The sequence below is a fragment of the Synechococcus sp. RS9902 genome (assembly GCF_014279635.1).
Lineage (GTDB): Bacteria > Cyanobacteriota > Cyanobacteriia > PCC-6307 > Cyanobiaceae > Parasynechococcus.
In genome coordinates this window covers 1,022,371-1,034,963 of record NZ_CP047949.1, presented here as the reverse complement: position 1 = coordinate 1,034,963, position 12,593 = coordinate 1,022,371, and the positions used below count along the sequence as shown (strand labels likewise).

Annotated in this window: 14 protein-coding genes, 1 tRNA gene and 2 pseudogenes; 5 read left to right on the top strand and 12 right to left on the bottom strand. The window is 55.6% G+C overall.

The annotated features are described in order from the left end of the window. The first annotated feature begins 86 nt into the window (after positions 1 to 86). Positions 87 to 890, top strand: coding sequence for a bifunctional 2-polyprenyl-6-hydroxyphenol methylase/3-demethylubiquinol 3-O-methyltransferase UbiG (locus SynRS9902_RS05560; RefSeq protein WP_186510283.1), 804 nt, complete (start codon positions 87 to 89; stop codon positions 888 to 890). A 204-nt stretch (positions 891 to 1,094) separates the two neighbouring features. Here SynRS9902_RS05560 and SynRS9902_RS13795 read toward each other — a convergent pair. Next, positions 1,095 to 1,316 (bottom strand): annotated as a pseudogene (locus SynRS9902_RS13795) (hypothetical protein); the annotation flags it as partial. Positions 1,317 to 1,483: 167 nt separating this feature from the next. On the opposite strand from SynRS9902_RS13795, the pseudogene SynRS9902_RS05550 reads away from it, so the two are divergent. Continuing rightward, positions 1,484 to 1,645, top strand: a pseudogene (locus SynRS9902_RS05550) (winged helix-turn-helix domain-containing protein); the annotation flags it as partial. Then, the gene (locus tag SynRS9902_RS05545) at positions 1,599 to 2,006 is read left to right on the top strand and encodes a hypothetical protein (RefSeq protein ID WP_186510282.1); all 408 of its coding nucleotides are present in this window, start codon (positions 1,599 to 1,601) and stop codon (positions 2,004 to 2,006) included. The pseudogene SynRS9902_RS05550 and the gene SynRS9902_RS05545, both read left to right, overlap by 47 nt. Positions 2,007 to 2,582: 576 nt before the next feature. Here SynRS9902_RS05545 and SynRS9902_RS05540 read toward each other — a convergent pair. From SynRS9902_RS05540 to SynRS9902_RS05530, 3 genes are all read right to left on the bottom strand, one after another. Continuing rightward, positions 2,583 to 2,780, bottom strand: coding sequence for an AlpA family transcriptional regulator (locus SynRS9902_RS05540; RefSeq protein WP_186510281.1), 198 nt, complete (start codon positions 2,778 to 2,780; stop codon positions 2,583 to 2,585). Positions 2,781 to 3,040: 260 nt separating this feature from the next. Continuing rightward, a complete protein-coding gene (locus SynRS9902_RS05535) occupies positions 3,041 to 3,202 on the bottom strand; it encodes a hypothetical protein (RefSeq protein WP_186510280.1) in 162 nt (53 codons plus the stop codon). Next, positions 3,202 to 3,822 (bottom strand): primase-helicase family protein, encoded by a 621-nt coding sequence (locus tag SynRS9902_RS05530; protein WP_186510279.1) that lies wholly within the window; start codon positions 3,820 to 3,822, stop codon positions 3,202 to 3,204. The genes SynRS9902_RS05535 and SynRS9902_RS05530 overlap by 1 nt, the downstream gene beginning before the upstream one ends. Before the next feature lie 773 nt (positions 3,823 to 4,595). Here SynRS9902_RS05530 and SynRS9902_RS05520 point away from each other — a divergent pair. Continuing rightward, complete coding sequence (locus SynRS9902_RS05520; protein ID WP_186510277.1) at positions 4,596 to 5,522, top strand: hypothetical protein; 927 nt, start codon at positions 4,596 to 4,598, stop codon at positions 5,520 to 5,522. On the opposite strand, the gene SynRS9902_RS05515 is transcribed toward SynRS9902_RS05520, so the two are convergent. The 8 genes from SynRS9902_RS05515 to SynRS9902_RS05480 all read right to left on the bottom strand — a co-directional run bounded on the left by SynRS9902_RS05515 (position 5,487) and on the right by SynRS9902_RS05480 (position 12,341). Then, positions 5,487 to 5,879 carry a hypothetical protein gene (locus tag SynRS9902_RS05515; protein ID WP_186510276.1) on the bottom strand — a complete coding sequence of 131 codons (393 nt, stop codon included), beginning with the start codon at positions 5,877 to 5,879 and terminating at the stop codon, positions 5,487 to 5,489. The two genes, SynRS9902_RS05520 and SynRS9902_RS05515, sit on opposite strands and share 36 nt — an antisense overlap. 801 nt (positions 5,880 to 6,680) lie before the next feature. Then, on the bottom strand, positions 6,681 to 7,235 hold the full coding sequence (locus SynRS9902_RS05510; protein ID WP_186510275.1) for a hypothetical protein: 555 nt from the start codon (positions 7,233 to 7,235) through the stop codon (positions 6,681 to 6,683). Next, complete coding sequence (locus SynRS9902_RS05505; RefSeq protein WP_186510274.1) at positions 7,232 to 7,516, bottom strand: hypothetical protein; 285 nt, start codon at positions 7,514 to 7,516, stop codon at positions 7,232 to 7,234. Before SynRS9902_RS05505 ends, SynRS9902_RS05510 begins: the two co-directional genes overlap by 4 nt. A gap of 35 nt (positions 7,517 to 7,551) precedes the next feature. Then, a complete protein-coding gene (gene crtH / locus SynRS9902_RS05500; protein WP_186510273.1) occupies positions 7,552 to 9,108 on the bottom strand; it encodes a carotenoid isomerase in 1,557 nt (518 codons plus the stop codon). A 24-nt stretch (positions 9,109 to 9,132) separates the two neighbouring features. Further along, the gene (locus SynRS9902_RS05495; protein ID WP_186510272.1) at positions 9,133 to 10,098 is read right to left on the bottom strand and encodes a cation transporter; all 966 of its coding nucleotides are present in this window, start codon (positions 10,096 to 10,098) and stop codon (positions 9,133 to 9,135) included. After that, entirely contained in the window at positions 10,095 to 11,465 is a 1,371-nt protein-coding gene (trmFO, locus tag SynRS9902_RS05490) for an FADH(2)-oxidizing methylenetetrahydrofolate--tRNA-(uracil(54)-C(5))-methyltransferase TrmFO (RefSeq protein ID WP_186510271.1), read from the bottom strand. The genes SynRS9902_RS05495 and trmFO overlap by 4 nt, the downstream gene beginning before the upstream one ends. A 47-nt stretch (positions 11,466 to 11,512) precedes the next feature. Next, positions 11,513 to 11,635, bottom strand: coding sequence for a photosystem II protein Y (locus SynRS9902_RS05485; protein WP_025362202.1), 123 nt, complete (start codon positions 11,633 to 11,635; stop codon positions 11,513 to 11,515). Between the two features lie 193 nt (positions 11,636 to 11,828). After that, positions 11,829 to 12,341, bottom strand: coding sequence for a gamma carbonic anhydrase family protein (locus tag SynRS9902_RS05480; protein WP_186510270.1), 513 nt, complete (start codon positions 12,339 to 12,341; stop codon positions 11,829 to 11,831). Positions 12,342 to 12,420: 79 nt separating this feature from the next. Here SynRS9902_RS05480 and SynRS9902_RS05475 point away from each other — a divergent pair. Continuing rightward, a tRNA-Lys gene (locus tag SynRS9902_RS05475) sits at positions 12,421 to 12,492 on the top strand. Positions 12,493 to 12,593: the final 101 nt, after the last annotated feature.

Below are 12,593 nucleotides of genomic sequence, written 5' to 3'. Positions count from 1 at the left end.
ATATTATCAAGTAACGCTGAAATCAATGTTGCCTTGGGGAGTTAATTGTTGTATAATTAATTAATAGTTTTTGTTAAATTTAGTATATGAAAAGGATAAGCCCTGCCAAGGACTGGAAGCCCTCTTGGCGAAAAAGCTATCAATTTGATCTACTTGAAGTTTATGGAGAAAGACCCAAGCTTGGTTATTCACTGTTTTACAGACTTCGGTCTTCAATAATCATACAATCGATCTCACAATATGTTGAAAGGAATTCAAGTATTTTAGAAATCGCTGCTGCTCAAGGAAACTTTTGTATCAGGCTTAGCGAGATGGGATACACGGTCACATGGAATGATATACGAGCTGATTTAATTGGATATGTCAAGCTTAAAGACGAATTGGGTGAAATTGGCTTTGTTCCTGGTAACTGCCTTGAAGTGAAATTTGATCGCCTCTTTGACTGTCTTTTGCTTGGCGAGGTTATTGAGCATGTTGCTTATCCTGACAGGTTCTTAAAGTCGTTAGTCAAGCTTGTCAAGAAAGGAGGTTTCATTGTTTTGACGACCCCTAATGGAGAATATTTCAAAAACTCGCTACCGAAGTATTCCGACTTTCCGAACCCCGAAATATTTGAGAGCACCCAGTTTGGTCCTGATGGTGACGATCATATCTTTTTACTTCATGAAAGTGAGATAAGAGGTTGGGCTAGAAATCTTGGATTAGAAGTTTTAAGTCATGATTTTTTTGGGAATTCTCTTACATGCGGACACGTCAAATTGCAGAAGCTCCTCAACCTGCTTCCAAAGTTTATTGTCAAAAAAACAGAGATTATGACCAATTTTTTACCCCTTAGATTAAAGCGTAAGCTTTGCTATGGATCTTGCTTCGTTCTCAAAGTTCCAGAATGAATAACTACTTCTTTGAGGTCTCGAGTTTTCAATTTAATAGATCCAGACCAGCTATTCTATATCTCCCTGGCAGACCCCCCGTCAGCACTGGAGGGGTTTTCTGCTGATCAACCAGCTCTGGTCAGCCTGGATGCCGGCAAACTGATCCAGCCCTGAGCCAGCGCCAGAGAAGTCACCAGTTCGCCGGCGATCATCAGCACGGTCAATCCAGGCGGGGTAACGCACTTGGATGCCTTCAGCATCGGTCTCCACCCGTTCACTCAACAGACCGATCACCAACACCAAGCCCAGCAGCAGCCCTGCCACCATCAGCCAGCGCGACTCCGCAGGGGCGAGCAACGGCAAGGGCAGCACCAAGGCCCCATACAGACTGAGCAGGGTGAAGCGGATTAGGGGTGATAACCCGAAGCGTTCGATGCCGGTCATCGGTCGTCTGGAGAACCGGGCAGCGGTTCAATCAGTTCAGAGGGTTGATAGGTACCGCCAAACACCTCCTGTTCACGGCCCTTACAGAAACGGGTCCTCTGAGGTGTGAGCACCTCAGGGTTCTTTTTTTTGCCTCACCCTTCACGTATGGATCCTTCATCCATTCGATGCTCAGACCTCCCTTCAGCGGTGGCGCCCGTTCGGTGGACACTCAGGTGCTGACCCTGCGCAGAAAGCTGGAGCAGGCCGGTCTTGGCGAGGGCGGTGAAATCACCACCGTGCGTGAGCGGGGCTACCGCTTCAGCCTCGACAACCTGCCAGCCAGCTGAGTCAATTGAAGTAATTTCAGTCAAAGACTGGAATTACGGGATCGGAAGGAATCAACGCAACCCCATAACAAAACTTGGTGCTCAAGCCCTTGGAAAAGCCTTAATTCGTCTTGTGATGACGCAGGGCCTGCTTCAGCTGAGCCTCTTTGGTCGGGACCAGATAGTACGAGGTCACCCAACCCCATTCACAGAGGTGATTCGAGCAAACTTTGAGCTGAACCGTTCCGCAGGGGAGGTTGGTGAGTTCGGTTGTCATCCGATCGGAACAACTGCAAAAATTTCAACGTCTGAGAGACCCATGGCAACGCCCAACATCTGGAAAAAATCAAAAATTGCATGCAGGAGCCTCATCATTGCTTGATCAGCGCGACCGAGTCAAAATGGACCTGTCGACACCCGGGAGACCCCGCCGTGATCGGATTAACCAGGCTGTATTGCAACCAAGGAGATAGATTTCTACTCATCGATGTTGCCTCAGAAGAGGCTTCGAAACGGGCCGAGGAGCTGCTCAACGACGACTGGGAGATCGAGGCGGCAATACCGGTCTGACGCGAGACAGCGTTTCACGTCCGGATTAGGAGTGGCTGGTAGGATGACGTCCCTGGAATGGGGGAGCTGCGCTGGTGAACAAATCCCTCAAATAGGGGAGTTATTCTCAGATAAGAAAGGAGAGGGTGGAAGTCCAATTCACTCATTTTTGGAAATTCTCACGCAATCTTCGACAACCTCAGGATGATTTTGCCTGAAATTACTTAACACATTACCTAACACACCCACTGGACGGTGCAGGCCTGCACTGGGCTGAGGAAGTGCTCTATGCGATCTCACAAAGGGGAATGCCCTAAACGATTTCGCACCACAAACGATTTCAAGCAGGCACAAAAAAAGGCAGAGCACCCGTGAGTGCCCTGCCTGCTGAGGTCTATTGGTGCTGGGGTCATCGGTTCGCTATACGGTCTTCCATCCACTGGACCACCTCTTGCTTGTTCCAGACGATGATGCGAGGACCCAGGTGGATCTGCCTGGGGAAGGCGCCCTCTGCCATCTGGGCATAGATGAATGAACGGGACATCCCCGTCATTTCCAGGACCTCCGTGACTCGTAGAAAGCGGGGTAAAGTGACTTGCTTAGGCATCAGACCGACTCTTCCTCTGGATCGAACAGGAAGTCGGTGAAACGTCCGCCAGTCACAACGGATGCCTGTTCAGATTCCTGGGGTGTGGCACCGTATTTGACACCAGTCATGCCCCCCTTCTGTGCATCCAGGGGCTACCAGTCCTTGTTCTCACCGTTCACCGTCTTCAACCACCGACCATTGGGTCGATCAGGGTTGACCCTGTATCCAAGTCCAGTGCATGCGTTCTTAAAAGTGCTGGTCTTCCACTTGGAGGAGTACTAAGAGAACCGTTCGAACTCCGGGTAATACCCGTAGAAGGCAATTACCTCGTCCTTGCTGACCTCTGAACCGTTGGTGACGCCCCACTGAATGAACTTGGTCAGTTCGTCCAAGAGCATCTGGTCTCCGTAGCAGACCTTGAGCAACTGACGTTCTGCCATCACGTTGTCCTCGAACTTGACCAGGCCGTCTTGAGGTACTGGTCCATACAGTAGACGCAGGTCGTGTAGAGGGCAGACCACTCGCTGGTGTCAAGGACCTTTTTGTCGCACAGTCGTCCTCCGTGGAAGTCGGCAGGGGTCTTGCCCGTCAGGTCCTCCTGCTCTCCGTAGTACGTGCTGATCGGTGCAAACCAGATGCGGCTGCGGTCTAACCGCTGTGTCGTGCAGATCGTGTAGTTGGTCGCGATAACCAACTTGGGTGCCTTGTCCTCATCGATCATCAACTTGTCGACACCCTTGTCCTCAACGGTGAAACCATCTGTGATCTGGTTGTAGAGGGTCTCCAGTTCGAAGTCCTTGGTTGTGTCGGACAGCACGACGATCTGCTTGTCAGGGGTGAAACCGGACATCAGGAATCGGTTGTCCCCTGTCTTCTCGTTCTTAATGTCCAAGAAGTGCCAGGGTTTGATGTGCTGAAGGGACTTGGCAACGATCGACTTGCCGTTACCCCCTGCCTTCCACTCCTTGGTGCGGTCGTAGAAGACGATCGCCCGTCTGTTTTCAGGTGGATAGAAGTTGTGGAGCAGGTATCCGTAAGAGGTCACCAGGGTCAGAATCATCCCGTGATTGACCACCTAACGACCTGACTGCTTCTCCTGCGCCAGGTTCTGCAGAAAGTCCCACCACTTGCCGTAGGGTCCTTCCTCAAGGGTGTTTTCTTCGAAGTTGGCAGGACGGATCTGCTTCCCCCAGACAAAGATTTCGGGAGGCAGGTATGCGTAGGTAATCAGGGTCGGGGGTCGGTGCTTGGTGACCACCACCACCCTATTCTGAAAGCAGACGTGTGCCTGCTCGTCAATATCCTTAAGGGGAGGTTGGGGCACCTGATAGAGGTAACTTAAATGCACTTCTACCAAACACAACGCAGCAAAGGGCAGTAGACAGCGACTGAGTAATATTCATGAAGGTCTTCTGGATTCGAAAAGTCCTTAGATGGAGCAATTAACCCTTTTCATCAAGCCTTCCTTATAGAGCAAACAATTTGTCTTGCTCCTCTTCCCCGACAATCATATGGACTGATGTACCATTTGAGGGTGGGTGATCCTTAGTAATCACGGAATCGGGATGGAGCCCCAAAGAGAACTTCTGACCTTCCAGCAGCAAGTAGCAGTGAGTGTTCATGACTGAAAGAGACATTGATTCAAATGCTTATCAGAGTAAGGTGAAGGAGCACCTAAATCAGAAGAAATTTCACGGATTCGCCACCTACGAAGCACATAACTCTTCAGAGCCAGATGAATCAGCACGAGGCAATCATTGTTTACGAAAAATTAATCTGAATTGACAAGGGCGTAAATAAATCATAAAATTTTAAACAAAATACATGCTATGAGTGAAAAACTATACAAATAAATTCCCAAAAAATCTTGGGAGTGTGTCCAGAAAAGTAAAAAAGAGAATGGTCGATAGATTATTCGCAGCCATACGCTACAGACTAATTGTATCTTATTATTATCTTTCGTCTTTTTTAAAACCAAAATGGGAAATGAACAGTGATGTAGTTTGTTCATTGACCTCTTTCCCAGAGAGAATCGAAAATTCTTGGCTAACGATTGAATCCTTGATACAGCAGGAATACAAGTGTCGCGAGATTGTGCTAGTACTTTCAACTGAAGAATTCAAGGATAAGGACTTACCCTCTATAGTCAAACGGCAAATACGTAGAGGCGTTAAAGTAATCTGGACTAGCAAAAATCTCAAGAGCTACAAAAAGCTTATTCCAATACTGGGCCTGTACGAAGACTGCAAAATTGTTACATTCGATGATGACATCATTTATGAAAAAACTAGGCTAGGAAGTTTGGTTACTTCTTCTGAATTCAACCCAGGATGTGTCATTGCACATAGATGCCGGGAGATTCCTATAGAGAATGGTCAAATTTGCAAAAGCTATAACGATTGGCCACCGGCCTCTCCCCAGGCAGCTAATAATTCGACTTTTCCAACTGGGGCAGGTGGGGTTCTATATCCTAAGGTCGAAAGTTTCAGAAAAGAATTAGGCAATTTTGAAGTTGCAAATACTTACTGCCCATCAGCTGATGATATTTGGTTTTGGTACTGCTCTGAAGTAACCGGCGTAAGCACAATATGCTTGGGAAATTTCAATATATTTGAGTCGAGATCACAGCTAAGGACAAGTTGTTTGTGGAAAAGCAATGTCAAAGAAAATTTAAATGACACTCAACTTTATGCATTGTTAAATAGCCCTGACTGCCGATCCAGCTTAAAGCCATACAGCATCAGTCATCTTGACCGCTGACACCACAACGAACGAACCATTTGAATCGTTCCTGTGCAGAGCGTCAAAGAAGTCAGGCAACTGGTTCCACTCCAGCGTTGGGTGGTGATTGGGTTCGTGCTTCGACTTGGCACCCTTCCACCCCAGTGCTGGGTGCGGTGGTTGCATCCACCCTTTGTCGATGGCGTGCTCAAACATCGACCTCATCACCATGAGGCACTTGTCAGACTGATAGAGCGACCCTCTTGCCTCTATCCCCTTCTTCAGGTCCAGGACTTTCTGCATGCCTCCTTTGTCCCACTCAAAGCGGTTCACAGGTGACTCCTCACCAAGAAAAGGCAACAACTGGTTGAACAGCATGTTGCGGTAGTCGTTCACGGTTGATTGGCGATTCCGTGAACGCTCCAGGTAGTCCTAAGCGACTGCCTTGAGGTTGGGAACAATTGCTTGCTCCTCTACTGCTCTTTTGCATCTGCCTTCACTGCCCTGGGGTCTTGCCCCTCCTTCCTCATCAGGTCCAGACTGTTCTTCTCATCCCGTGCTGCCTGAGGGTCCATTGCCCTGAACCATGCCCCTACACACCGATGTGGTGCCACCTCTGCTGACCACCACAACCAAGCGGGAAGCGGTATCCCCAGACGAAGTACTTGCTGCCGTTCGGATAGACGACTACAAGCAGACCTTTCCCACTCATAACGCGATGTTGCTTCGCTTGCGGTTTTTACCCCCTTAAATTGCTATCAGGGAAAGGCATCTGAAGGATTACCTAAGGCGAATTTTAATACCTAACACTTGCTTGTAAATATCTAACACTTTACCTAACACCGCTGATGCACAATCACGCACAAGGCAGGACAAAACCAGACAATAAAAATGCCCAGACTCATTGCAGTGCAATGAATTCTGGATAACCTTGAACAACTCAAGATGCCCTAAAAACGGAGAGGGTGTGCTCAGAGAGGAGAACACCAAGCATCCAAAGCTCACCATCGCCCACATGGAAGTGAATTGCGGAGACCTGATGCCTGCCGAGAGCGTCTCTGAAACAGGCTGAAGGCCATACAAGACCCGTCAAGGGAAAGCGGGGGCGCTGATTGCTGCCATCCATCTCTCGACCAAACCAAACACGCTCCACCCCGTCAGCACTGGAGGGGTTTTCTGTTGATCAACCAGCTCTGGTCAGCCTGGATAACCCGCCGGCAAACTGATCCAGCCCTGAGCCAGCGCCAGAGAAGTCACCAGTTCGCCGGCGATCATCACCACGGCCAGTCCAGCCAAGAGCTGATACGTCCATGGCGGGGTCAGACGCCCGATGCCCTTGGTCGACACAGGGGTGTTGGCGGCCAGCAGCTCCAGGAATCGATCGAAGCGCTCGATGCGTTGCGGCAGGAGCTGGTGGCGCAGATCGGCTGCCTTGACGTAATACACCGTTCCCCCCTGACTGGTGCCAACGGGCACCAGGGCCCGAATGTCCTGCCAACGCATGGACCAGCCGCGCCGCAGCAACCAGCGAATCCAGGCGGGGTAACGCACCTGGATGCCTTCAGCATCGGTCTCCACCCGTTCACTCAACAGACCGATCACCAACACCAAGCCCAGCAGCAGCCCTGCCACCATCAGCCAGCGCGACTCCGCAGGGGCGAGCAACGGCAAGGGCAGCACCAAGGCCCCATACAGACTGAGCAGGGTGAAGCGGATCAGGGGTGATAACCCGAAGCGTTCGATGCCGGTCATCGGTCGTCTGGAGAACCGGGCAGCGGTTCAATCAGTTCAGAGGGTTGATAGGTACCGCCAAACACCTCCTGTTCACGGCCTTTCCAGTACTGACCGAGCCGCATCAGATCGGCATGGGCCTCCTGCACCTTCTCGAGGTAGAGCTGAGGATCCATGGAGTCTTTGGCTTCCTTGAGCTTCTTGAGCCGCAGCATTTGCAGATTCCAGGGCTTGGTCAGCTCGCCCCTCTGCTCGAGGTAGCGGGCCAGATCGTCCGACGACGGCTGAAACTCAGACGGCATCCCAACTCCTATGGACGATCACGCTAGGCAGAAGATCAGGCCGGCAGCGCCCAGGGATTGAGGCCCAGGTCGGCCCCAACCCGATGGGCACAGGCAAACCCACTGAAGGCCACAGCGTTGAGGCCCTGGCCGGGGAAACAGGAATCACCCACGCAGTAGAGGTTTTTCAGGCCCGTGCGGTTGAACGGCATCGGCAGCAGTCCCGGCAATTGCATCGCCGGAATCGGGCCGTAGCTGCCCTGAAAGCGACCCAGAAAACGCCGGTGGCTGCGGGGCGTACCGATCTCCTTGTGGGTGATGGCATCGGCGAGGCCGGGAAGGATCGCCTCCAGCCGCTGGATCAACCGTGCCGCATCCGCCTCCTTTTTCTCGCGGTACTGGCTGGGGGTCAGTCCTTGCCAGGCCTCCATCGATGAGGGCGTGAAGGTGTGCACGATGTTATGCCCGGCCGGGGCCAGATCCGGATCCAGCAGCGAGGGCATCGACACGAAGATCACCCCCTGCTCGTCCTCCATCCGATTCCAGTCTTCGAGCAGAAGGTGATGGCAGTGGCTGCCAGCCGGAATCAGGTCAGCCCGAACCCCCAGATGCAGCGAAAGGAACGAAGGGGAAGGCACATAACGCTTGCGCCAGAACTGCTCCTTACCCGGCGTGTGGGCGGCATTCACCAGGGATTGGCCGGAGCGACGCTGCTCATCCCCCGCTCCCGAGAAGGTGTCCCAGCGGGTGGCATTGGAGATCACACGCTTGGCGCGGATGACCTCGCCATCGGCCAGCTTCACGCCAACCGCCTGATCGTTCTCGATCAACACCTCGGTGACTCGGGCCTTGTAGCGAATGGCGCCGCCGTGACGTTCCAATCCCTTCACCAGCTTTTCGGCGATCACGCCGACGCCTCCTTTGGGGTAGTTGATCCCGCCCGCATGCCGATCGGAAAACACCATGCCGGCATTGATCATCGGCGTACGATCCGCCGGCATCACCGACCAGCAGAAGCACTCGATGTCGATGAATTTGAGCAGCTGCTCGTCTTTGATGTGCTGGCGGGCCACCGCACCGACGTTGAACGGAAGCCAGCGGGCCAGCCCCAGACAGGCCAGTGGTGCCTTGAAGAACACCTTGGTGAGGTAGGCCGGATCCTCCAGCGAGAGAAGCGGCATGGCATCGAGGCAATTGAACACCTGCCAGCAGGTGTCGTAGAAGCGGCGGATCCCCTTCGCCTCATGGGGAAACCGCGCCGTGAGGTCGGCGATGAACTGCTCGTAGTCGCGGTCCACCGCGATGCGCAGCCCACCGGGCATGTGGTACTCGAGCTGGGCGGGGTCGGGGATGGTGTCGCACTGCTCCCCCACATCGGCCAGGGCTCTGGTGAGCAGGTTGGTGAAACCCTTCTTGCCGAAGCCGAAGATCATCGAGGCCCCCACATCGAAGGTGTAGCCCTCGCGCTTGAAGGCACCACCACTTCCACCGGGGATCAGATACCGCTCCAAGACGAGGGTCTTGGCTCCCTTGGCCGCCAACTGACTGGCGGTGACCAAACCACCGATGCCGGAACCGATCACAACGGCATCCCACTGCTGGTACTCGCTCATGGCATCGCTTCTTTGGGGGTGACGCTAAGGGGCCGTCTGCGGCCTTGGATCCGGGCGGTGAATCGGCGGCATTACCGTGAGGATCACCTCAGAGCGCACCGGACGACCAAGTTCAGCACTGCAGCGGGCATCGATGTGATGGCGCAACCCATCAATCACCCGACTTTCCTGGGGCTGCAGCGGATTGATGTAAACCACGACAAAGGCCGTGCGGCCCAGCTGCTGGACCGTGAAATCCATCATCTGCAGCTGAAGCCCCACCAGTTCCTGCATCAACACCAGTCGCGTGCGCTGAAGCACATCCGGGTCGGCGGCACAGCCCGCCGCCTGGGCCATGGCATCCCGCAGCGCCGCCAGCGGTTCGCGCAGCAAGGCCAGGCTCACCGCCAGCACCAGCAGGGCATCGGTGATTGGCGCCAGGGCAGACAACGGCGTTGCCAAGAGCAGGGGCGACGCCAGCAGGGCCAGACCGGTGGCCAGGGTGATCACGGCATCGATCCGGGCATTGCGGGCCTCTGTGAGCAGCAGCAACGACACCCGCCCGGTGCGGCGCCAATCCCGGCGGTGTCGCCAAGCCAGCAGTCCGCAAAGCGCCGTCATCAAAGCGGTGTAGAGCGCCACCGGCTCCAGATGCAGCGGCGCAATGCTGTTTCCCCGCCACCAATCGATCAAGGTGGAGCAGGAGCTGCCGACGCCAAAGCCGATCACCCCGAGCAGCACCAGGGAGCGAAACAGCACATACAGGGTTTCCTGGCCTTCGTAGCCATAGGGCCAGGCTCGATCCGGTGGCCGCACCACGTTGCGGCTGATGCGACTGGCAATCAAGGACGACCCCACCAACACGGCGGAATAAAGGCCGTCCAACAGCAGGGCCGAGGATCCGGTGAGCACATGGGCGGAAAACCCAGCCAGGGCCATCACTGCATTGGCTCCGACCCCGAAGCGCAGGGAGCGCTGTTCGATCCGGCGAGCCTCCGCAGGGGTTGTCATGCCGTCACGGTCTCCGGCTGGAGAGCCCGCATCGGCTCCAGATCCTGCAGGGCACGATCGCGGTAGGCGCCATAGCGCGCTCGCTTGTCACGAATGCGTTCCGGCAGCTCCGGCAACAAACCGAAGTTGGGGGGCATCGGCTGGAACTTGGCCGTTGGTGCCTCGCTGACGAAATGGGTGAGGGCTCCACTCATGCAGGTGGCCGGCAAATCAATGGGCTCCAGGCCCAGGGCCAGCCGGGCCGCATTGGTGCCGGCCAACCAGCCACCGGCCACGGCGGCGGCATAGCCCTCGGTGCCGGTGATCTGGCCTGCCGCCAGGAGGTTGGGGCGCTGGCGGAACTGCAGGGTGGGCTGCAGCAGCTGCGGCGACTCCAAGAAGGTGTTGCGGTGCATCACCCCGAAGCGCACGAATTCCGCCTGGCCCAGCCCGGGAATCATCTGCAGAACCCGCTTCTGCTCACCCCATTTGAGGTTCGTTTGGAAACCCACCAGATTCCAGAGGCGCCCGTCCTTGTCTTCCTGGCGTAGCTGCACCACGGCGTAGGCGCGCTTGGCCCGGCGCACATCGCGATCGTTCACATCGCCCCAACGGGGATCCCACAGCCCGATCGGCTTCAGGGGGCCATAACGCATGGTGTCTTCACCACGACGCGCCAACTCCTCAATCGGCAGGCAGCCTTCAAAGAAAGTGGCGTCGTTCTTGTCGAAGTCTTTGAGTTCCGCCTGTTCCGCCTCCAGCAGGGCCTGGCGGAACGCCAGGTACTGCTCCTTGTCCATCGGACAGTTGATGTAGTCCGCATCCCCCTTGTCGTAGCGGCTGGCGCGGAAGGCCACCGACAGATCGATGCTGTCCCCATGCACGATCGGACTGGCCGCATCAAAAAAGTGGCAGTCGGCGCGGCCCGTGAACTGGCGCAGATCCTCCGCCAATGGTTCACTCGTGAGCGGCCCCGTCGCCAGAACGGTGATCGCATCCTCCGGCGGTAAAGCCTGCTGCTCGCGCCGTTCAATCGTGACCAGAGGATGCTGGTCGAGAGCTTCAGTGAGGGCAGCGCTGTAGCGGCCACGATCCACAGCCAAGGCTCCGCCGGCCGGCACAGCGTGGGTGTCGGCCGTGCCGATGACCAAAGAGCCAAGCCTGCGCAGTTCCTCCTGCAGCAGGCCTGCGGCACGGTCGCTGCTCAGAGCGCCAAAGCTATTGCTGCACACCAGTTCAGCGAAATCACTGCTGTGGTGCGCAGGGGAGCGCCGAATCGGACGCATCTCCACCAGGGTCACCGCAACCCCTGCTCGGGCGATCTGCCAAGCCGACTCTGTACCGGCCAGACCGGCACCAAGAACGGTGACATGGGGAGATTGAGACAACCGGCTGCATCAAGCAGCCTTCAGCCTACGAAGCTCGCTTGCCTGGATCAGGCGCGGCTGCGCTTGAGCATCAGCTGCAGCTGACCCACAGCCGCACGGCCGATGTTGAAAGCAGCCCAGCTGACGGCGGCCAGGATCGGTGCAACCACCAGGAACAGGCGGGCATCGATACCCAGAACCTGGCCCGTGGTGATCACACTGAAGGCCGAGTAACCGACGATCACCAGGATGAGGACCAGACCGATGGCAACTCGGACCATTCTTGAAAACGGAAATCTGTGTCGCCGATCTTACGGACTTCTCCGTTGATCCCACGACCTTCATTGAAAGCTGATCGAATTCGCAGCAATCAGAGGAGTGCGTTCAAGGCCTGATCTGGACGTGGGATGCCGCCAATTGCGCGTAACGCCGGGCATGGCAGCGCTGTTCATCAATCGCCTCAGGCGACAACTCCCGCTTCACCGCCGCTGGCGCACCCATCACCAGGGTTCCGGGAGGCACATCCTTGGTGACAACAGAACCAGCAGCCACCAGGGCGCCTGCACCGACGGTGACGCCATTGAGAACGATGGCCCCAATGCCCACCAGGCATCCATCCTCGAGCGTGGCGCCGTGGATGACGGCCCTGTGCCCCACGGTGACGTCAGCACCGAGGCGAACCGGCTGTCCCGGATCGCCATGGAGCACGGCACCGTCTTGAACATTGCTGCCCGCTCCGATGCTGATCTGCTCGAGATCTCCGCGCGCAACGGCCGTGGGCCAGAGGCTGCTGCCCGCTGCCATCTGCACATTGCCAATCACAACGGCGGATTCAGCAACCCAGGCGTTGGCATCGATCTGGGGATCGGGCCAGGGCTTGGAGCCAGTCATGGCCATGGTTCAGCAGCCACCAGTCTCCCCGGCGACCTGAGTGATAGCCTCATCAGGTGCCGAAATGGCATGTCCAAGCGGGCACGGGTCGCTAGCTCAGCGGTAGAGCATCCGGCTTTTAACCGGCTGGTCCTGAGTTCGAATCTCAGGCGACCCATATCCACGATTTGATGTCGTCTCGTGACTCAACCGAGCCGACGACCGAACGGCTGTTAGAAAGCCGTGAATTTCTGATCAGGCCAACAGTTCAGATGGCGT